Source organism: Vibrio sp. 05-20-BW147 (assembly GCF_013369385.1).
In the GTDB taxonomy this organism is placed as follows: domain Bacteria; phylum Pseudomonadota; class Gammaproteobacteria; order Enterobacterales; family Vibrionaceae; genus Vibrio; species Vibrio floridensis.
This window is the reverse complement of the sequence record NZ_SZTO01000008.1, coordinates 125838-147141: the sequence shown is the minus strand read 5'-3', so window position 1 is coordinate 147141 and position 21304 is coordinate 125838. Positions and strand designations below refer to the sequence as shown.

General features: G+C 47.5%; 18 protein-coding genes. 8 read left to right on the top strand and 10 right to left on the bottom strand.

Translation table 11 applies throughout. From position 1 onward, the window contains the following. Nucleotides 1-2 precede the first annotated feature (2 nt). The gene (locus tag FC652_RS09390; RefSeq protein ID WP_176298368.1) at nucleotides 3-575 is read right to left on the bottom strand and encodes a Crp/Fnr family transcriptional regulator; all 573 of its coding nucleotides are present in this window, start codon (nucleotides 573-575) and stop codon (nucleotides 3-5) included. 71 nt (nucleotides 576-646) lie between these two features. Next, on the bottom strand, nucleotides 647-2608 hold the full coding sequence (gene cpdB, locus FC652_RS09385; RefSeq protein ID WP_176298367.1) for a 2',3'-cyclic-nucleotide 2'-phosphodiesterase: 1962 nt from the start codon (nucleotides 2606-2608) through the stop codon (nucleotides 647-649). Nucleotides 2609-2887: 279 nt separating this feature from the next. On the opposite strand from cpdB, the gene cobA reads away from it, so the two are divergent. From cobA to cysC, 5 genes are all read left to right on the top strand, one after another. Further along, nucleotides 2888-3757, top strand: coding sequence for a uroporphyrinogen-III C-methyltransferase (gene cobA, locus FC652_RS09380; protein WP_176298366.1), 870 nt, complete (start codon nucleotides 2888-2890; stop codon nucleotides 3755-3757). Between the two features lie 57 nt (nucleotides 3758-3814). Continuing rightward, nucleotides 3815-4723, top strand: coding sequence for a sulfate adenylyltransferase subunit CysD (cysD, locus tag FC652_RS09375; protein ID WP_176298365.1), 909 nt, complete (start codon nucleotides 3815-3817; stop codon nucleotides 4721-4723). Nucleotides 4724-4740: 17 nt separating this feature from the next. Further along, nucleotides 4741-6168 carry a sulfate adenylyltransferase subunit CysN gene (cysN, locus tag FC652_RS09370; protein ID WP_176298364.1) on the top strand — a complete coding sequence of 476 codons (1428 nt, stop codon included), beginning with the start codon at nucleotides 4741-4743 and terminating at the stop codon, nucleotides 6166-6168. Between the two features lie 82 nt (nucleotides 6169-6250). Then, on the top strand, nucleotides 6251-7975 hold the full coding sequence (locus tag FC652_RS09365; RefSeq protein WP_176298363.1) for an SLC13 family permease: 1725 nt from the start codon (nucleotides 6251-6253) through the stop codon (nucleotides 7973-7975). Nucleotides 7976-7987: 12 nt separating this feature from the next. Further along, nucleotides 7988-8611: an adenylyl-sulfate kinase gene (gene cysC, locus FC652_RS09360; protein WP_176298362.1), complete on the top strand. Its 624-nt coding sequence runs from the start codon at nucleotides 7988-7990 to the stop codon at nucleotides 8609-8611. 89 nt (nucleotides 8612-8700) lie between these two features. Here the strand turns inward: cysC and FC652_RS09355 are convergent, their stop codons facing one another. The 7 genes from FC652_RS09355 to FC652_RS09325 all read right to left on the bottom strand — a co-directional run bounded on the left by FC652_RS09355 (nucleotide 8701) and on the right by FC652_RS09325 (nucleotide 14309). Further along, nucleotides 8701-9603, bottom strand: a complete 903-nt coding sequence (locus FC652_RS09355) for a TIGR03899 family protein (RefSeq protein WP_176298394.1) — start codon at nucleotides 9601-9603, stop codon at nucleotides 8701-8703. A 348-nt stretch (nucleotides 9604-9951) separates the two neighbouring features. Then, nucleotides 9952-10449: a DUF3299 domain-containing protein gene (locus tag FC652_RS09350; RefSeq protein ID WP_176298361.1), complete on the bottom strand. Its 498-nt coding sequence runs from the start codon at nucleotides 10447-10449 to the stop codon at nucleotides 9952-9954. Between the two features lie 4 nt (nucleotides 10450-10453). Continuing rightward, complete coding sequence (locus FC652_RS09345) at nucleotides 10454-11713, bottom strand: ABC transporter permease (RefSeq protein WP_176298360.1); 1260 nt, start codon at nucleotides 11711-11713, stop codon at nucleotides 10454-10456. Then, nucleotides 11710-12414: an ABC transporter ATP-binding protein gene (locus FC652_RS09340; RefSeq protein ID WP_176298359.1), complete on the bottom strand. Its 705-nt coding sequence runs from the start codon at nucleotides 12412-12414 to the stop codon at nucleotides 11710-11712. The genes FC652_RS09345 and FC652_RS09340 overlap by 4 nt, the downstream gene beginning before the upstream one ends. 64 nt (nucleotides 12415-12478) lie before the next feature. Then, the gene (locus tag FC652_RS09335; RefSeq protein WP_176298358.1) at nucleotides 12479-13162 is read right to left on the bottom strand and encodes a DUF2796 domain-containing protein; all 684 of its coding nucleotides are present in this window, start codon (nucleotides 13160-13162) and stop codon (nucleotides 12479-12481) included. Nucleotides 13163-13317: 155 nt separating this feature from the next. Next, on the bottom strand, nucleotides 13318-13596 hold the full coding sequence (locus tag FC652_RS09330; protein ID WP_176298357.1) for a DUF2607 family protein: 279 nt from the start codon (nucleotides 13594-13596) through the stop codon (nucleotides 13318-13320). A 161-nt stretch (nucleotides 13597-13757) separates the two neighbouring features. Continuing rightward, nucleotides 13758-14309: a YtfJ family protein gene (locus tag FC652_RS09325; RefSeq protein ID WP_176298356.1), complete on the bottom strand. Its 552-nt coding sequence runs from the start codon at nucleotides 14307-14309 to the stop codon at nucleotides 13758-13760. A gap of 321 nt (nucleotides 14310-14630) precedes the next feature. Here FC652_RS09325 and FC652_RS09320 point away from each other — a divergent pair, with 321 nt between their 5' ends. Then, nucleotides 14631-14840, top strand: coding sequence for a DUF1107 domain-containing protein (locus FC652_RS09320; protein WP_176298355.1), 210 nt, complete (start codon nucleotides 14631-14633; stop codon nucleotides 14838-14840). A 96-nt stretch (nucleotides 14841-14936) separates the two neighbouring features. On the opposite strand, the gene msrA is transcribed toward FC652_RS09320, so the two are convergent. Beyond that, nucleotides 14937-15566 carry a peptide-methionine (S)-S-oxide reductase MsrA gene (gene msrA / locus FC652_RS09315; protein WP_176298354.1) on the bottom strand — a complete coding sequence of 210 codons (630 nt, stop codon included), beginning with the start codon at nucleotides 15564-15566 and terminating at the stop codon, nucleotides 14937-14939. Nucleotides 15567-15793: 227 nt separating this feature from the next. Between msrA and FC652_RS09310 the strand changes: the two genes are divergently transcribed. Both FC652_RS09310 and FC652_RS09305 read left to right on the top strand, forming a co-directional pair. Beyond that, a complete protein-coding gene (locus tag FC652_RS09310; protein ID WP_176298353.1) occupies nucleotides 15794-17509 on the top strand; it encodes an autotransporter assembly complex family protein in 1716 nt (571 codons plus the stop codon). Then, nucleotides 17506-21261, top strand: coding sequence for a translocation/assembly module TamB domain-containing protein (locus tag FC652_RS09305; RefSeq protein WP_176298352.1), 3756 nt, complete (start codon nucleotides 17506-17508; stop codon nucleotides 21259-21261). Before FC652_RS09310 ends, FC652_RS09305 begins: the two co-directional genes overlap by 4 nt. Nucleotides 21262-21304: the final 43 nt, after the last annotated feature.

Below are 21304 nucleotides of genomic sequence, written 5' to 3'. Positions count from 1 at the left end.
AGTTAAGATTGCCCTTTGCAATAACGATTTTTTATCCTACTCAAGCTGACCGGTGTGATGCCTAAATACGCGGCAATTTGTTTATCACTTAATCTCTCTAACAAGGTTGGGAAAGAATCTTTAAATAGCTGGTATTTTTGCTCCGGTGTATACAGCAGTAAAAAGCGTTCTTTCCGCTCTTTATACAGCAGTTGTGTTTCCAACAGCTTTACGTAAAGCGGATGATGGGTTTCTCGCCACTGTTTAAAAACCTCGATTGGGAAAGTCAGTAAATGAACCGGAGAGAGCGTCTCAAGCAGAAAAGGGCTGGCTTGTTGTGAAATGAGGCTTTCAAAGTCGATCATCCAATCCACTTCCCAATAGAACTCTTTGCTAAATTCCTTACCTTCTTCGGTGAGATAACAGGCCTGGCAAAGTCCATCGAGCAGAAAATAGATCTGTTGTGGCTGCTCACCTTGGTGAGTAAGGATATGGCGAGTAGGGAGTTGTAGCTCTTTGGCGTGCTCACTGATCATCGCAATATCACTGGGGGTTAAGTTCAGTGTGGCTAAGTGTTGTGTAAAACGAGTATCCATATCGCTCCCATAAAAAAACCGTTGCCTTATGACAACGGTTTGAGTTTAAAGATATCTCTTCATCAGAAAAGTTATTTTTGCAGATCGACTTGGTAAACCGCGAAACCAACGTCGTCGGTCGCCACTTGTTTCATTGGATATACACCTTTGTCCTTGATGAACTGCGCCGCTTTTTCACTTGGTGAGGTTTCAAAACGAATATCAAGCGCTTTGTCCGACTTAATTGGTGCGAAAGTCCAGTTATTGTCAGCACTTGGTGTCACTTCGCCTTTCTCTTGGCTAACGCGAGAAATGTAGTTTGCCACCACGGTGCGGTTTTCATCTGGAGAATCGAATGCGACAAACTCTGAGCCAGTGCCAGGGAACTTGTTGCTATAAGCACGGTAGTTGTTGGTTGCAATAATGAACGTTTGCTTCACATCGATCGGCTTGCCTTGGTACGTTAAGCCTATTACACGCTGTGCGTCTGGGTTGATCACCTTACAATCACCATCGTATTTCGCAGGCTTAGTGATGTCGATCTGGTAGTTAACGCCATCGATCACATCAAAGTTGTAAGTGCGGAAGCCATCCCAATCGATCAGGGATTGAGGTGCGGTGCTGTTTACGTCGATTTGTTTGAATTGACCCGCGCTGCATTCAAGCCACTCTTTCACTTCGTGACCAGTGACTTTCATCGTCACCAGTGTATTCGGATAGAGGTACAAATCCGCCGCGTTACGGAAGGTGAGCTGACCAGATTCTACCTCAGTAAAGTTGGCCGGATCGTTTTTGCGACCACCGGCTTTAAAGGGGGCTGCGGCAGAAAGAACTGGGAGACCTGCGAGATCGGGATCGCCTTGGATAAAACGCTCTACGTAGTCTTTTTGCGCCAAGTTAACAATTTGCACGGTTGGGTCGTCTTGAACCAAGGCGAGGAAGCTGTACATCACGTCATTCGCCTTACCGATAGGTTGGTTAACGAACTCACGAGTGCCTTTGTGATCCGCTTCCAGTGCTTTTACCATCGTAGGATCGGCATCGACTAGGGGTTGCTTGGTCGCTTTGTCGAAAATTGGGCGCGCTTCGGTTTGTCCTTTAACAACCGTCCATTTACCTTCTTTTTGCTGCAGCTCTAAGTCAATAATACCGACATGGCTACCCCAGCGGCCTGGCATTACCGCAGCAACACCATTGATGGTGCCTGCTTGATTATCGACACCTTGGATGTTGTCAAAGCCTTTGCCTGGGAACACGGCGTGGGAGTGGCCAAACGCAATTGCATCAATGCCGTCCACTTCTGAGAGATAGTACACCGAGTTTTCAGCACCAATTTTGTATGGATCGGATGAAACACCGGAATGCGGGATAGCGACGATGACATCAGCACCCTCTTTTTTCATCTGTGGAACCAGCTCTTCAGCGGTTTCACGAATATCTCTGGCGAAGACCTTGCCTTCTAGGTTTTTCTTGTCCCAAACCATGATTTGAGGTGGAACAAAACCAATGTAACCCACTTTGATAGTGTGTTCTACGCCGTTGACATCTTTGAACACATGTTCCTTGATAAGGTATGGTTTGAAGTAGTGCTTGCCCGTTTTCTTATCAAACACGTTGGCGCTGACATACGGGAAATCTGCGTCGTTAATCGTTTCTGCTAAGAATTCTAAACCGTAGTTAAACTCATGGTTTCCGATGTTACCGACATCATAGTTCAATTGATTCATCGCTTTGTAAACAGGATGAACCTCACCGACTTCAATGCCCTTTGCAGCCATATAGTCACCCATTGGACTGCCTTGAATCAAATCACCATTATCAACCAACACGCTGTTGACCACTTCGCCACGAGCTTGTTTTACCAAAGTTGCTGCGCGTGTCAGACCAATTTGTTGTGACGGTTTGTCTTTGTAGTAGTCGTAGTCCATAACATTGGTATGGATGTCTGTGGTTTCGACGATACGTAATTTGATGGTCTCTGCCATTGCTGGTCCAGCCATCACTAACATACTGGTCAACACAGCGAGAGATAGGGGTTTCACTGCCAGTTTCATCGTTTGCTCCAAAAAGAGGTTTGCGGAAATAACGGTGATTAATGTAACAAATAATTATGAAACCCATATTGAACAGCATGTTGAATTGTGATTTTGAGCAATTACTTTAGCGTGTAGTGCTTGCTGGATCTCATCTGATGCCGATTTTTTCAACAATGTCGACTAATGAGTAATCGTTCCTTAGCAGTTTTTTGAATAAAAAATGAAATTTTAGAATTTCAGGTAATATGAAGAGCTCGCCATAATGCACACATCAATAGGTTCGATGGAAAGATGACCATGGCAAAAAAGGACACAGCAACGGTTTTCCCTTTTAAGCGCCCAAGTACTGTGGCGAGCAATTCGGTGGCAAATCGTTATGGCCATAGTCAACTAAAAGCGGGTGAAGTTGCCTTAGTGGGTGCGGGGCCAGGTGATCCAGAGTTACTCACATTAAAAGCGCTTAACTATCTGCAGCAAGCCGATGTGGTGTTGTATGACTACCTTGTTTCCGAAGAAATCATGGCTTTGGTGCCGAGTGAGACGATTCTGGTGTGTGTGGGTAAACGTGCTGGCCATCATAGTGTGCCGCAAGAAAAAACCAACCAGCTATTGGTCGACTTTGCCAAACAAGGCCACAAAGTGGTACGCATCAAAGGTGGCGATCCTTTTGTCTTTGGCCGCGGTGGCGAAGAACTCGAAGTGCTGGCCGATGCGGGGATCAATTTCCAAGTGGTGCCGGGGATCACCGCCGCCGCTGGTGCCACTGCCTACGCAGGCATTCCACTGACCCACCGAGATTACGCGCAGTCCGCTATGTTTATTACAGGGCATCTCAAAGCGGAAAGCGATCAAATGGATTGGTCGACTCTGGCGCGAGGTCAGCAAACACTGGTGATCTACATGGGGTTGATGAAGTCCAACTACATCCAAGAACAACTGATCAAGCATGGTCGTGCTCCTCACACGCCAATTGCGATCATCGAACGTGGTACGCAGTTATCGCAGAAAGTATTCAAAGGTCAGTTAGCCGAGTTGGCTGATTTGGCCAAGCAAGCCGAGGCTCCTGCACTGATCGTGATTGGTGAAGTAGTGCAGTTGTCTCAGAAATTAGATTGGTTCTTATCTGGTAGTCGAAGCATCAATAGTGCTATTGCCAACTCAATGTAATCGTTACCAAAGATTTAGGGATACGTATAAACCAACCGGTTTAAAAAGGAAATAACTATGGATCAACAACGCCTGACTCACTTGAAGCAGCTGGAAGCTGAAAGCATTCACATTATCCGTGAAGTGGCTGCTGAGTTCGACAATCCTGTAATGATGTACTCAATCGGCAAAGACTCTTCGGTCATGCTGCACCTAGCACGCAAAGCCTTCTATCCTGGAAAAATTCCTTTCCCACTATTACACGTGGATACCGATTGGAAGTTCCGCGAAATGATCGAGTTTCGTGACCGTACCGCACAAAAGTATGGTTTTGAGTTGTTGGTGCACAAAAACCCCGAAGGTCTCGCAATGGGCATTAACCCGTTCGACCATGGTTCTTCTAAGCATACCGACATCATGAAAACACAAGGTCTCAAGCAAGCATTGAACAAGTATGGTTTTGATGCTGCTTTTGGTGGGGCTCGTCGTGATGAAGAGAAGTCACGAGCGAAAGAGCGTGTCTACTCGTTCCGCGACAAAAACCACACTTGGGATCCGAAGAATCAGCGCCCTGAGTTGTGGAAAACCTATAACGGTCAAGTAAATAAAGGCGAAAGTATCCGCGTGTTCCCGCTGTCGAACTGGACCGAATTGGATATTTGGCAATACATCTACCTAGAGAACATTGAGATTGTACCGCTGTATCTTGCGGCAAAACGTCCGGTGGTTGAGCGTGATGGCATGCTGATCATGGTGGATGATGACCGTATGAAACTCAAAGAGGGTGAAGTGGTTGAAGAGAAAAGCGTACGTTTCCGTACCCTCGGTTGTTACCCACTGACCGGCGCGATCGAGTCAGAAGCGAATACGCTGACAGGTATCATTGAAGAGATGCTGGTCGCGACTTCCAGTGAACGTCAAGGACGAGCCATCGACCACGATCAATCGGGCTCGATGGAACTGAAAAAACGTCAGGGTTATTTCTAAGGATCTAAGGAAAGAATATGAATAGTGCAGTTCAAGCTCAGCTCGCTGAGTTAGGTATTGAAGGTTACCTAAATCAACATCAACACAAATCACTACTTAGATTCCTCACCTGTGGTTCAGTAGATGATGGTAAAAGTACCCTGATTGGTCGTTTGCTTCACGACTCAAAACAGATTTATGAAGATCAATTGGCCGCTGTGCATAACGATAGCCAGCGCGTCGGTACCACCGGCAGCCGTCCAGACTTGGCGTTGTTGGTCGATGGTCTACAAGCGGAGCGTGAGCAAGGCATCACCATCGATGTGGCTTACCGTTACTTTTCAACCCAGAAGCGTAAGTTCATTATCGCCGACACTCCGGGGCATGAGCAGTACACGCGTAACATGGCAACTGGTGCTTCGACCTGTGATCTTGCGGTTATTTTGATCGATGCTCGTAAAGGGGTGTTGGATCAAACACGTCGCCACTCGTTTATCTCCAACTTGCTTGGCCTGAAACACTTTGTGGTGGCGGTGAACAAAATGGACTTGGTGGAATTCTCTCAACAGCGTTTTGAAGAGATTAAAGCCGAATACCAAGCGTTTTCTAAGAATCTTCGTGGTGAAACGGATATTCAAATTATCCCAATCTCTGCTCTGGAAGGCGACAACGTGGTTGAACTAAGCCAGCAAATGGCTTGGTACCAAGGCCCGACACTACTGGAAATTTTGGAATCGGTGGACGTAGTAAAAGAGAAAGAAGCGGGTGAGTTCCGTTTCCCTGTTCAATACGTTAATCGTCCGAACCTCGATTTCCGTGGTTTTGCTGGCACCATTTCGTCCGGAGTGGTCCAAGTGGGCGATCGCATTACCGCGTTGCCATCGGGTAAGAGTTCAACCGTTGCGCGCATCGTCACTTTTGATGGTGACCTTGAACAAGCACAAGCGGGTTTGGCCGTAACGCTCACGTTAGCCGATGAAATCGACATCAGCCGCGGTGATTTGATTGTTCATCAAGGAACAGACGTTGAGCTGACTAACCACTTCGCCGCCGATGTGGTGTGGATGACTGAGCAGCCACTTCAGCCAGGGCGTGATTACGATATCAAGATCGCTGGTAAGAAAACCATTGGCCGTGTTGAGCACATTCATCATCAATATGACATCAACAACCTGTCAACGCACAGTGCGGCAGAGCTTCCGCTCAACGGTATTGGTTTGTGTGAATGGACGTTGAACGAGTCGATTGCCCTCGATAACTACCAAGATTGTGCCGACACGGGTGGTTTCATCATTATCGACCGTCTTACCAACGTTACGGTAGGCGCGGGCATGGTGAGTGAGAGCTTGGTGGAAGTGCAGAAAGCCGTTGGCGATTACTCGGCATTTGAAATTGAACTCAATGCTCTGATTCGTAAACACTTCCCTCATTGGGATGCGAAGGATTTGAGCCAGTTGCTGAAGTAAGCACTGCGCACAAGTCAGTGAAATAATCAGAAATCAATTGTAGTCATGGGAGAGACACACTCTCCCTTTATGGGGATGTAGTATGTGGGAGCAAGGATTTGTATTGGCGGTGTTGCTGGGCATCATCACTTGTTTGCTCGTCACAAAAATAAAGCCAAGCTACATTTTTGCAGGCGCAGCGTTTGCGGCCTTTATGGCGGGGTTAAGTGATTTAACCACCATTGCGGCCAATTTCACTAACTCATCCCTATTAACATTGGTTTTGTTGATCTTAGCGTCAACGGCATTGGAAAAAACGCGTCTCATCAGTTGGGTGAGTCGCAGTATTTCAGAAGGAAGTTTAGTGACGGTGATTGCCAAGTTAGGCTTTTCCACCGCCTTTCTCTCCTCGTTTACCAACAACACCGCAGTGGTCGTGTCGTTGATTGGCGCGATTAAGCGCAACCGACAACACTCTCCATCTAAGTTGTTGATTCCACTATCTTATGCCGCTATTTTTGGTGGCACGCTAACGCTGATTGGTACATCAACCAACTTGATCATCAATAGCTTTGTCGAAGATGCCGGCTTGCCAAGCCTCAATTTCTTCACCCCCACCTTAATCGGATTGGCGGTGGTGCTTGGTGGGGTATTAGTGCTGATCCCATTGAGTTATTTGTTGCCCGATTATGATGAGCAAGGCCAAGATGATTTACCCTATTTTCTCGAAGCGAGGGTCGAACCTGGTTCGCCTTTAGTTGGGCGCAGCGTCACTGAAAATAACCTGCGTGCTTTACGTAAGCTGTTTTTGGCCGAAGTGATTCGGGATGGGCAAACGGTATCATCGGTTGGCCCAGATTTTGTTCTGCAAGCGAAAGACAGACTGCTGTTTTGTGGCGAGGTGGACAGTGTGTCGACATTGCAAGAGATTCAGGGGCTTACTCTGTTTGGCCAGCAGCATCTTAATGGCCAGAACTTTGTCGAAGTCGTGGTGAGCTCCTCCGCAACCTTCTGCAATAAAACGCTAAAATCGAGCCGTTTCCGTGACCGTTTTGATGCGGTCGTGGTGGCAATTCGCCGTGGTCATGAGCGTTTAGAAGGTGGTTTAGGCAATATCACCTTGGCTGCGGGGGATACCTTGGTGGTCGTTCCAGGAAAACGCTTTGAAGCAGAGCGCCAAGCGCACCGCAAAGAGTTTGTGTTGATGAACGATTTAGACTCTAGCGCGCGTTTGGACAGTCACAAATCGGCACTGGTGTTGCTCGGCTTCGCGGCGGTGATTGTTGCTGCATTGGTGGGTTTAGTGCCTATCATCAAAGGGTTAGCCGCCTATCTATTGGCGTTGGTGGTGTTTGGCATCGTGCAACTGAATGAGCTAAGAAGACGCTTTCCGATTGATATTGTGGTGATTGTTGGCTCGGCGCTATCCATTGCGCAGCTGATGATCAGCTCGGGTTTTTCTGAGCGTATGGGAGGGATGTTCATTGAGGCGTTCAATGGTTGGGGAGTGTTTGGCGCGCTCGTCGCTACCTATGTGATGACCTTAATACTGACTGAGTTAGTGACCAACAACGCTGCCGCTGCCCTCGCTTTTCCCTTGGGCTACAGTATGGCGCTAGGCTATGGCGTTGATCCAATGCCTTTTATCATGGCGGTGCTGTTTGGTGCGAGTGCGAGTTTTATCTCTCCTTATGGTTACCAAACGAACTTGTTGGTTTATAGCGTAGGCAACTATCGTTTGTTGGATTATTTGAAAATTGGCGTACCCATCTCACTGGTCTATTCCGCGCTAGTGCTGACGTTGATTCCGGTTTTCTTCCCGTTTTAAAAAGGATTTTCTATGAGCAGCGTTATCGCGCAAAAAGATGAAAATGTAGTTTGGCATCAACATGCTGTGACTAAGGAACAGCGCGCCAAATTAAAACAGCAAAAGCCGGCCGTATTATGGTTTACCGGACTCTCAGGCGCAGGCAAATCTACGGTGGCCGGAGCGTTGGAAAATCGTCTTGCGGAGCAAGGTTTTCATACCTATTTGCTTGATGGTGATAACGTGCGTCACGGTTTGTGCAGCGATTTGGGGTTTTCGACGCAAGATCGTCGTGAAAATATCCGTCGGATTGGTGAACTGGCTAAGTTAATGGCGGATGCGGGTTTGATTGTCCTGACCGCTTTTATTTCTCCGCATCGTGCAGAGCGACAATTGGTGCGAGATCTCTTGCCAGATGGTGAGTTCATCGAAGTGTTTGTCAACACTTCCTTGGAGGTCTGTGAACAACGGGATCCGAAAGGCTTATACAAGAAAGCACGAGCAGGGGAGATTCGTAACTTTACTGGGATTGATTCTGAGTATGAGGTGCCGCTGAACCCTGAAATTGATTTACCTGCCGGTGAGAAAAACATCGAACAGCTGGTGGATCAACTGATAGAAGCGCTCAGCCAACGTGGGGTGATTTCACCGCGCTAGATTGAAACCTATGGATAGACTAAGCCGAATTGAAAACGACCGCTCACTGCGGTCGTTTTTTATGGCGAGAATGTTACGGTTAGAGAGCGCTAAACGGTGTGATGGACGGAGCTTTGTACGTCACTTTGTACGGTGAACTTCTGATTAAGTAGAGCGACCAGCTGATCGTAATACTGGCTGTGTGGTTTGTTGCCAAGTAATTTACACAGTTCATTGCCTGTTGGGGTAAAGCGGTAATAGAGCAGACGCACCCCTTTTGACTGCGCATTTAGCTGTAGATTTCGCCCTTGATAAGTCAACATTAAGGGTGTTTGTTGGTCAATTTCGCCCGATTCCAATTCGGTACCATGCAGCAAACCCAGTTCAATCAACACCAACAAGCTGGAAAATGGCAGTTGAAAGCTGCCAATGTTGATGTTGGTTGTGGTATCGCGTTTACCAAAGCTGAATAACCCTCCTTGAGCGCGATAACCGATCAGCAGTTTTCGACTGGCATCTCCACCAAAGCTGCACGCTAAGGAAGCGGCTCGCTGTAACGTATGGGCTTCTTTCGGCGTCATGTCCTGCAATACCTTGAGGGCTTTCATTGAGGTCGAACCAGGATTGGTCACTTCGCGCTTGAGCACCTGTGCCCAGAGTTTCTGCATGGCGGCATTGTGGATCTCTTGTGCCATATCGAAGAAACGATAGAGCCAATCTTGGTCTGGATCACCAGCGGTTTCATCTTTGCATGAGAGGTGTGCCAGCTTCAGAATCTGTTCCAAGTTTTGCTGGCGCTGCTCTTTACGCTTTTGTTCACAAAAAACGGCCCGCTCTAAAGCGGTTTTTGCTGGGGGATCTTTTTGCAGCAACGCATCGAGACCGTAAGTTTGGGCAATGGTTTGAATGCGGCTAGCGCTGTCTTTGATATAGCTGGATTTTTTCTCCTGAAAACTTTGGTTTTTCGTTTCAGGTTCTACATCAATCACCACGGGAGGTCTGCTGTCCGCCATGCCCATATCCTTCGCGTTATTCATTACACATAGGTCTCAATGTACCTTTTATCGGAAGGGGACTGCAAGATTTACGCCTCACACTCTCGGCTTCACTCGTGTGATCTTACTTTGTCCTCGGAGAAAATCGTAAAACGCCACACAATAAGCTATGACAAAATGATAATAACTTGTTAAAATTGTTGCCGTCTTTTGTGAGGGAACTATGAAGTATTTCGGAGAGAATAAGCTGAAAAAACACCTGTCAATCGCTCTGCTTTTGGCGGTTTATGTGGCAACACTAATTTATTTATCTAAATTTATTGCGTAATGCAGAATGATTGACAGGTCATACAAATGTTAATCTAGTTACATGTCATCGTAAGGTTCAATCGCATCACCTTCAATCACGTATGCTGTTTCAGCCAATTCATGATTGACGGTTTCTGTTTTTAATGTCCCTACCAAGTAGATCACGTCCCACAGCTCTTGTACTGGCGCCCCTTTTGGAAATTTAACATAGATAATTTGGTTCGGCGGTGGCGGTGGTACGTGAATACAAGCGCCAAAGTAAGGTACAAGAAGAAACTCGGTGACCTTGTTTGCATCACCTTCCAGAGGGATCACAAAGCCTGGAATTTTTACTTTGGTGTTGTTTAGCTCAGGTCTTACGCCGCCCACTTTTGATTGTGCGGCAGCAGTCCCTGAATGGTCAGCGGCTGGCATGCCAACGCTATCAAACATTTTGCGTTCTTGCTCAGGTACCAAGTCAATCCAATCTAGCGTAGTGACTTCGTTTGCTAGCACCTGCACGGGGAGCCAAGCTGCAAAAATCACGGCTAAAAGCAGAGTTATTTTACCTTTCATCACGTTAAATCCTTATGGTCATTCCATCACTCAGTGATTGTTTATAGGCTCGAATAGCAGGAATGAAACCGATCAAAATTCCTGCAATTTGGACAAAGGCGAGTAACATCCATTCATGGGGTGAAATAGCCGTCATGGTGATGTTAATGCCATATTGTTGTTGAATAATGGGTTGGGCAACACTCAACAGCGCGTAAACCCCGGCAACACCCAGTGCGATACCTGCAAAAGTGAGTAAACTCGCTTCGCTGATCAGCAGGGCGAAAACATGACGAGGACGAGCGCCCATCGCTCGTAGGATAGCCATCTCCCGACGTCGTTCTTGTAAGCTGGTCAGCAGGCTACTCAGCATGCCAAGTAAGCCGGCGATCACCACAAATACCGAGACGGCCATGAGAGCCTGTTCTGCCACGGACATCATGCCCCAAAGTTCGTGCAGAGCAACGCCGGGCATGATGGCGCTAAGCGGTTCTTGATTGTAGGTGTTGATCTCACGTTGCAGCGCAAAGGTCTGAATGCGTGATTTCAAACCCAGCATCATGGCGGTGATCTGCTTCGGTTGAAATGCTTTCTGTTCCAGTTGCGATGCGTCTGGCGATGGGCCCATGCGCGCACCCGACTCCCAACCCACATGAATGGCTTCAATGGCTTCCAGAGAAACATGCACGGTTTTATCGACGGGCGTTCCTGTCGGAGCAAGAATGCCGACGACTTTAAAAGGAAGGTTGTCGTGGCGGCTGAAGCCGACATCGCTAATGCCATGAGCGATAATGATTTCGCTACCGATACGGTAGCCCAGTTGCTTGGCAACATCCGCCCCTAATACGGTTTCAAATAAGCCATGAAACTCATGACCTTGTGAAAAAGTAAGTGGTTGCTTACTGCCATATTTATAGTGTTCAAAGTAGCTATGATTGGTGCCCATCACACGGAAGCCTTTGTGTGAATCCCCAAGCGCAATTGGAATTGCCCATGCGACAGCACGATGATGAGCAAACTCTTGGTAACTTTTCCAATCAATATTGTTGGTGGCATTGCCGATGCGAAAAACAGAATAGAGCAGCAGATTGACCTGGCCGGAGCGACCGCCAACGATCAGATCGGTACCAGAAATGGTATTGGCAAAGCTCTCTTTCGCTTGGGTACGAATGCGTTCAACGCCCATCAAAAGAATGACGGAGATGGCGACCGTCATGATGGTGAGAACTGCGGTGGCTTTGCGGTTGCATAAACTTTTCCACGCTAAGGTAAAAGTCGCACTCATTGCTGATCTCCTGCTTGGTTTAACTGGCGTAAATCAATGGTGCGGTCAAACAAACGCTCTAGCGTTGGATCGTGGCTGACAAATACTAAGGTGGCATTCACCTCGTTTGCTTGCTCCATTAATAGCTCGATAAACGCACTGCGGTTATCAAAATCGAGTGCTGAAGTGGGCTCGTCAGCGATGACTAAGGCAGGTGAGCCAATTAATGCGCGAGCAGCGGCAACGCGTTGTTGCTGGCCGATGCTGAGTTCACTGACCGCTTTGAAATGCAAAGACTTAGGCAGGTGAAGTCGGTTTAAGAGTTGCGCCGCTTTTTGTTGTGCGTCCCCAGCGACATTGTTTGCACGCGTCTTGGAAAACTGGCAAGGCAGCAATACGTTTTCCAACACATTGAGGTAGGGCAATAAGTTAAACTGCTGAAAAATGTAGCCAATATTGTCTGCTCGAAATCGGTCTCTTTGACTGGGTGATAATTTGGCTAACTCTGTCCCTAAGATGGTGAGTTGACCGGATTGAACTTGGTTGATGCCAGTGAGCAAGCTCAGCAGTGTGGATTTCCCGCAGCCACTTGGACCTTTAATAAATACATGCTCACCACGAGCAACTGAAAAATGCGGGATCTGCAGGATCGGTTTGGCGGCGTCTTTCCAAGTAAAAGAGACGTGACTCAAACCAATCACTTCAGATGGGGTGTTCACCATAACGTTTATCCTATCAGTGGCGAGGAATTGTGGGTAAGTGATGGCTTACCCACTTGCTCTTCTATTACTTCAGCGAGATCGTCGTTTGTGTTGCTGAGAGTTTGACGGAGTTTTGCAGCTTATCGGTTAGCACATTAGCTTGAATGGCTTGAGTCGCAGAAAACTGACTAAACCAACCAGTTTTCAGTGACGTCAACGCGGCCAGATTATCGCAGTGATATTGGTATTCCACCGTAAATGCGCCATGGCTATCGTGGTCATGGTCGTCATGATGTTTGTGGTCGTCATGGTGTTTGTGGTCATCATGGTGTTTGTGGTCATCATGGTGTTTGTGATCGTCATGATGTTTGCGGTCATCATGGTGTTTATGATCGTCGTGATGTTTGTGATCATCATGCTCTTCATGTTCATGATGCTCTTCACCACCTAAAGTGTGCTTCACCGAGACCGTTTCGATAGAACATTTAGCCGCACCATCCAGTTGAACGATCAACTCGGCTTTAGAAAGGGTCTCTAGTGCTGTTTTGAGCTGAGTTTCTTGATCGTGATTCTCTGGGGCGTGCTCAAACCCCACGACATCGGCTCCCGGCGCGGTGATCTCAATCAGTAGATCATGGCCGTCTTGAGCCACGTTAAACTCCACTTGGCCGTGGACGTGCGCATCATGTTGACGAAAGCCCTCTTGTGCGAAAGCGAGTGAAGAAAACGTTAGTCCAACCACAATGGCGAGAGAAGTTTTGCGAAGCATGGTTCTAATCCTTATCGTAAATAAATTGATTGTTGTACAGATTTATTTAGTGCGCCTCAGTTTGGGACGAGAAAGTTCGCTAAGTGATATTGCAATACCCACGTAAGCTCGAAAGTGTGTAAATAGGCATTGTCGTGACAGGCTTAAACGCTCCCCTACTGAGGTGCGGTAACCGGAGGTGAGCGCGCAAGATAAGCTGTAACTATAGCGACAGGTGCTTCAAAGGATGGAGGTGTACTTTCAAACCAGCTTGGTGGATCGATTGGTATGGTGATAACCGCTGGGCTCACACCATGATGAGCATTGGCAAACAACTGGCAATGGTGCGAGTTGTGATGTTCTGCATTAAAGTCAAAATCATGTGCAATACTGGCGAAACTCAAGAATAAGCTTAAGACCACCGCAAATAGAGCAGTGTGGTGCAGCTTGTTCATGGAAGTAGTGAGACCGTGTTGCATAAACTGATTGAGACGTAAGAAAGTGTTATAACATAACAGAAATTACAGCGAAACGTTGATTATTTTTGTCAAAACCGGGTACAAAAATAAAACCCATCACGATGGAGTGTATGGGTTTTATTGATGAAAAGAAGTAATTAAATGTTAGTTTTGATTAATTCAAGAACTTGAGTGATTTCATCAGCAGAAAGTGCCCCTTCTTTCACAAATAACACCTTGCCTTGCTTGTCTTGCACAATGATCGCAGAGCTTTCTTTGTTTAGTTGCCAACTTTGTGCGACCACGCCATTTTCATCCAACACCATGGAAGACCATGGAAACTCCATTTTACTCTCTTGTGCTGATGATTTTACGAATGACCCAGTGCCCCAAATTGCGTCGTCTTGATTGATAATGGTGGTGGTTTGGTAGTGATCCGCCGAAAATTGCGCCGCTGTGATGGCCTGCATTAATGGGGCATTCAGTTCTTTCGCACTGCTGCGACCAGCGATGGCTTGAATCACGCGAACTTTCCCCATCATTTGCGCCGATGCCCATGGTTGGAAAGCGGTGCCTTTACCTTGAAGAACGATTTCGCCGTAAGCATCGACTTTGACGCTGGGAACATTGGTGCCGATGGAAAGATTGTGTGCCGCCGTATTAAATGAAGCGCCTAGCAGAGCCAGTGCGAGGAGAGTCTTTTGTTTCATATCTCTTTTTCCTTATTTTCCCCGTTATCTGGGTATCCTGAGTGGGGGTTATTTTATCCTTTACGGCACCAGTATAATATGGGTGAGAGATAAATAATTGACTGAAAGTAACATTTTATTAACAAAAACACTTAGGATGAGTTTATCTGTCGGCGACTCTGATGTATGCTTTATCGGTCCATTAGATACTACTAATGATGAATAAGTGAGTTGGCACAGCGTTGCTTGCACAGCTCAGACAAAAAAGACATTGCCGGGAAAGGCAGGAGTGGCGTGGATTCACCATGTCACATTGGACTGATACGGAAGTTGAGGTTATTTATGTTGCGCGAGTTTGCTGTCTATCGGCCACGTCAAGTGGCTCGATTTGTAAAAACCCTTTTTAAAGGATCGTTTTCTATTGATGGGATCGGGGAGTTTGAGTTCGATAATGGAAAAGTACTGTTGCCCGATACATACAACGCAAAAAAGATATCGGTTTATCGTGAAGTGAATGCGGAAATCGCGGCACTTTCTTTAGCAGCGGCATAATCAGCGAAGAGAGCCAAAGCCGATCTTTAATCTAGAGTAGAAGCTTTCGAGCGATCGCAGTAAAGCGATCGCTGAAATGGGCGTTTTATCAGCGCTCTAAGCAGTAGGGAAACAGACCCCTGTACCACCAAGGCCGCAGTAGCCATCGGGATTTTTGGCTAAATACTGCTGATGGTAGGTTTCTGCATAGTAGTAGGCTCCTGCTGGTTGAATGTCGGTGGTGATGTTTGCCAGTTGATTACCGGATAGCGCTGCTTGGTACGCTTCTTTGGATGCGAGAGCGATAGCCATCTGTTGTTCATTAAAGGTGTAAATCGCCGAGCGGTACTGTGTGCCTAAATCGTTACCTTGTCTCATGCCTTGAGTAGGATCATGGCGCTCCCAGAATTTCTCTAGAAGTTGTGTTAACGGCAAAACTTGAGGATCAAACACCACACGGACCACTTCGGTGTGGCCAGTTTGTCCGCTGCAGACTTCTTCGTAAGTGGGGTTGACTGTGAAGCCGCCGCTGTAACCCACCGAGGTCGAAACTACCCCTTCAAGTTGCCAAAACAGGCGTTCTGCACCCCAAAAACAACCCATGCCGAGGAGAATTTCTTCTTGTCCCGCTGCGATGGGGGCGGTGATGTCGCTGCCATTGACAAAATGAACCGTTTCCACCGTCATTGGTGTCGCTCTCCCTTTGAGTGCTTGTGCGGCATCAATGAGAATCTGTTTGTTGAGCATGTCTCTTCCCTTTTAATCATCTGTGATATGAGTCCGAACAAAAAAAGGAATCTGGTTGTTCCTTTGTGGGTCGGGTGCTATCTTGCAAGCTAAGTCTCAGCTGGTAATGCAGGATAGTTTAGAGCGTCAGCCTAACGCAACTTATCTATCGGTAGCTTGTGTTGATTTCCAACGATATTCCACCCGCATCGCCTCGATCTCAGCCGACGTTTTGTACTTACTAAAACATGATAAAAAAAGTATTACCACTATTCGTCAGTCTTATCTTGTCCGGTAAGCTTTTTGCGGAGCCACAGATCTCTTTAACTTTGGAAGGGGTCAGTGGTGCCATTGAAGATAATATAGAAGCACATTTGAGCGCTATCGACGAAAAGGATTATTCCACATCGCTCCGCTTTCAGTCGCGTTTAGACGTTATCATCAATAGTGCATTGAACGCGCTTGGCTATTATCACGCCACGATCGACTATCAAATTTCCACTGATCAACAAGAATTGATTGCGCATATCACCCTGGGTGACCCCGTTACTATTGATACCATGGATGTGAAAATCGATGGTGAAGCGAGCACTGACAAAGATTTTATCCAGTTGATAGAAAAGTCACCGGTGAAACAAGGGGCGGTATTGAATCATGGTGATTACGACGCGTTGAAATCCTCCATTCGCAACTTAGCCTTACAAAAAGGGTACTTTAAGGGTGACTTTACGGAAGCGCGCTTAGAGGTCGCTGCCGATCTCAATCGTGCTTTCGTGCGCCTGCACTATGCCAGCGGCATCCGTTATCACTTTGGTGAAACCACAGTGACGGGCAGCCAAATTGAAGACAACCGAGTACGTTCCCTTCAACCCTATCAAGCCGGTGATCCTTACCTTGTCGCCAAAGTGGGCGAGTACAACCAAAATCTGTCGAACACCGATTGGTTCTCGTCTGTGTTTGTCGAGCCCGATTTGACCCTGTTGGATGAATCACGCGTGTTGCCGATGAAAGTGAGCCTTGCTCCTCAAGCGAAGAACCAAATTGAAACGGGTATTGGTTACGCAACCGATGTTGAGTTTCGTGGCACGCTCAAGTGGAAAAAACCTTGGGTGAATGAGCTGGGCCACAGTTTTGATAGCAGCTTACTGATTTCAAAGCCTGAGCAAACTATTACCGCTGGCTATCAGATCCCTTTGGAAGACGTGTTGCACGATTACTATCGTATTCAATATGCGATGAAGAATGTGGATAGTCGTGACACTAAGAGCTTGGAGTCTAACCTTGCAGTCGAACGTCATTGGTTACTAGACAACCGTTGGCATCGAACCGTCTTCGTCCGCTATTTGATTGAAAACTATGAGCAAGGTTTGCAAGATGATGTCGCACAGTTTGTGCTGCCGGGTATCTCTTTTTCTCGCAGTCGAGTGCGGGGAGGAAGTATGCCAAGCTGGGGAGATAAACAGAGTATCACCTTAGAATTCGGTGATGATCACTTACTGTCCGAAACGAGTGTGCTGCGTGTTCAAGGGCGTACGACTTGGATTCGCAGTTTGGGGGAAAATCATCGTGGCATCGCGAGATTGGAAGGAGGGGCCAATATTGCTGATGAGTTTGACAAACTTTCTCCCTCTTTACGTTTTTTCGCTGGCGGTGATAACAACTTGCGTGGCTATGGTTATGAGTCCATTTCGCCGAAAGATGAAAGTGGCGCTTTGACCGGTGCGAAGTACATCGCCACCAGTACGCTCGAATATCAGTATCGCCTTGTCGGTAACTGGTGGGCCGCAGCCTTTGTCGATTACGGTGATGCATTTAATGAAACGCCCGATTGGAAGACTGGGGCCGGGATTGGTGTTCGTTGGGGCTCTCCGGTTGGCCCAATTCGACTGGACTTTGCTTGGGGGTTAGATGCCGAGCCGGGAGACGAATTTCGTGTCCACTTCACTTTGGGGCCTGAGCTATGATCAGAGTGGTGTTTAAGTGGAGTAAATGGCTATCTGCGGGCGTGATGGCGGTGTTGGTGTTGCTGATCGCGTTGATTGGCATGGTGCTATTTACCCATCCAGGACTGACTTCTGCGATTTGGGTTGCTGAAAAAGCGTTGCCGCAGTTACAAGTGGGTCAAGTGCAAGGTTCTCTTTTCCCTAAGTTTACTTTGCGGGATGTGACGTTTAACGACCCTAATCTTAAGGTGGATGCCTCTGTCAGGAAGTTCACACTGGCGATGAATTTTCAGTGCTTATTGGAGCCTAAAGTCTGCATTAATGATATCGACCTAGACGGTTTGACTTTTTCGATGCCTGAGTTGCCCGCCACAGAGGAAAGTGTGGAAGAACCCAGTGAACCACTGAAAAGCATCAGCACACCAGTGCCGATTTTTTTGCATCGTTTAGCGCTCACAGACTTCAAGCTCGATGTGTTGGGCAATCAAGTTTCTTGGGGTGAGTTTAGCAGCGCACTTTCCATGCAAGGTGAGCGCTTAGTGATTTCTCCCACCCATTTTAAAAATGTGGATCTAACGCTTGCACCAAGTAATGAAGTAAAAGAAGAAGAGCTTCCAGTCGCGCAGCCACGGCAAGACATTGTTTTGCCTGAGGTGTGGATTCCACTGCAAGTCGTATTGCAACGATTTGATCTGGAAAGATTTACCTTACATCAAGCAACGCCGTTTACGCTCAATCATTTAGGCCTGCAAGCCCGTGCTGCTAAGCATCAGGTAGAGCTAAAAACGCTAGAACTGGATATTCCTCAAGTGGATGCGCAAGCCAGCGCGAAAGTGGAGCTGAAAGGTGACTACCCTTTAACGTTGCTGTTGAACGCAGATCTGAAAGAAGGTGACTTAAAAGGTCAGAATATTGTGTTTAAGGCGGCGCAGAGTGTGGCGAATTTGGCGATTGAAAGTGAGTTGACGGGGCCAGTATCTGCTCGTCTCTCTGCGTCGTTGCAACCCCTTTTGGTTCGTTTGCCCTTTGATGTCAACTTAAGTGAACTCAAAACGCAATGGCCGTTTGTCGGTGAGGCTGATTACCATGTCGATGTGGCGAGTTTGACCGCCAAAGGTGAGTTGCAAGATTACCAACTCGCTCTGCAATCTCATTTGGATGGGAAAGCGATTCCGGCGCTGGATTTTGCGTTAAAAGGCAAAGGCTCACTGGAGCGGATTGAGCTGGAGAAGTTGGACTTGGAAACCTTGGGCGGCACGCTGGCTGGCCAAGTCTTTGCTAGTTGGAAAGGTCCGGTACATTGGCAAGCGGATTTTCAGCTCGACAACATTCAGCCGGGCTTACAGTGGCCAGAAGCAGAAGGCAATCTCAGTGGTAAGCTCTCCACTAAAGGGATGCTCACGGAACGTGGTGGCTGGGAAGTCTCGCTGCCTTTGCTTGATATCGATGGCCTGCTTCGTGGTTATCCGCTTAATGTTGAGGGATCTTTGCAGGCTTCAGACCGCAGTGGCAAAGGTGACATTCATCTCAACACAGACAGACTGACGCTTTCCCATGGCCCCAATTCGCTTACTGCAAAAGGAAAGCTTGATAAGCGTTGGGCAATGGATGTCGATGTAAAGTTCACCGATTTAGCCAAAAGTGTGCCGGATCTTTCAGGTGTGCTGATGGGTGAGATTGATTTGCGTGGTGCCTTAAAAGAGCCGGATATTGAGCTTGATTTGCAGGCTAGCCAAGTGCAATGGCAGCAACAAGCCAGCATTGAAACATTGTCGCTGGCTGGCAGAATTACGCCGATGCCGCAGCCGCAAGCGGACGTTACCCTAAATATTTCTGCATTGCGCTACCAAGAGACTCTCTTGGATTCGATTGTGCTCTCGGCCAATGGTTCCGAAAAGCAGCATCAGCTGAGTTTAGATGTTTCATCTGATCTTGCCTCGACCAGTTTGGCGATCAGTGGCAGTTTGGTGCAAAAACCGGAGATGGTGTGGTCGGGAGCATTAGAGCGTATGTTTGCCACCACCAAACAGGGAACTTGGACACTTGAGCAGAGTACACCGATCACGGCCAACATCGACAAACAGAGTGTTGCGGTTGCTGCACATTGTTGGCAGCAGCAAGGGTCGAGTCTATGCCTTACGCAAGATATTAATGTGGGCAAAAAGGGCGAAGCGACATTGGCGCTCAACCAGTTTGATTTCAAACAGATTGCCATGTTCTTACCTGCGGAAACCCACCTTGATGGCAGTGTGAATGCGAATGTGTGGGCGAAATGGGCGCCAAAAACCGCACCACAAGTGACGCTTTCTGTCACGCTGCCATCGGGGCAAGTTCAGCAAAAAATTGAACAAACGGTGACGCTCGGTTGGGATGATATCTCATTCAATGCCAACTTAAAGCAGGACAAGCTCAACGCAGACTGGCAGATCAACGTCAGAGACAACGGCGATTTGAGTGGTCGTTTATCTGTTGCGGATGTGCAGGCAAAAGATCCTCAACTGCAAGCAAAGTTGTTGTTGAGTCAATTTAATCTGGACTTCCTGCAGCCATTAGTGGGTGAGTACAGCTCACTAAAGGCGCTCCTTTCGGCAGACTTACAGCTAGAAGGATCCGCTTTACAACCGAAAGTGACGGGTCAGTTTCTGGTTGATGATATTGAGGCCAATGGTGATATCAGCCCGATTGATGTACAACGAGGCAAAGTGGCGGTGGCATTTTCCGGCTATGACGCCAACCTCAATGCCAATATCGTTACACCTGATGGTGAGTTGAAAGTCGAAGGTGATGCTAATTGGCAGCAATTGGATAACTGGCACAGTAAAGTCCGTGTTTACGCAGATTCGCTGAAAGTGAACATGCCTCCGATGGTCAAGATTCAGTTAGTCCCTGACATGACCATTGAAGTGAATCCGACGTTGGCTAAAGTGACGGGTAACTTGGCGCTGCCATGGGGACGCATTGTGGTTGAAGAGCTGCCACCAAGTGCCGTCAGTGTTTCGAAGGATCAAGTGATGCTCAATGACCAATTGGAACCTCTCAATAACGCCTCTTCTATGCCATTCAATGTGGAAACGGACATCAATATCTCGATCGGGGATGACTTCAAGCTGAGCGCATTTGGTCTTGAAGGTGGATTGATTGGTAAACTCAATGTGACCCAGAAAGACAAGGGGCCATTCATTCTTGGTGAAGTGAATATCGTCAACGGTACTTATCGCTCGTTTGGTCAAGATTTGTTGATCAAAGAAGGTAAAGTGTTGATGAATGGCCCAGTGGATCAACCTTATGTCGCCATCAAGGCAATTCGCAATCCAGAAAACACCCAAGATGATGTTATTGCTGGCGTTAAGGTTACTGGTCCAGCGACAGAGCCTGAGATCTCCATATTCTCTGAACCCGCTATGCCGCAAGCCAATGCGCTTTCTTATCTGCTTCGGGGGCAAGATATCGATGGTGAATCTGGCGGTGGCAGTGCCATGACTACGGCATTGATCGGATTAAGCTTAGCGAAAAGTGGCAAAGTGGTTGGTGAAATTGGCCAAGCGTTTGGCGTGCAAGATCTGCAGTTAGATACCGCAGGGTCGGGGGAAGATTCTCAAGTGACGGTGAGTGGTTACATCATGCCTGGCTTACAGGTGAAGTATGGTGTTGGCATCTTTAAACCGTTGGGGGAGTTTACGGTCCGTTACCGCTTAATGAAAGATCTCTACTTGGAAGGGGTCTCTGGCGTCGAAAGTGCGGTTGACTTGCTCTATCAGTTTGAGTTTGATTAAAGCGCCGCCACATGCTATCAAACCTTAACTTGGTCCAACATCG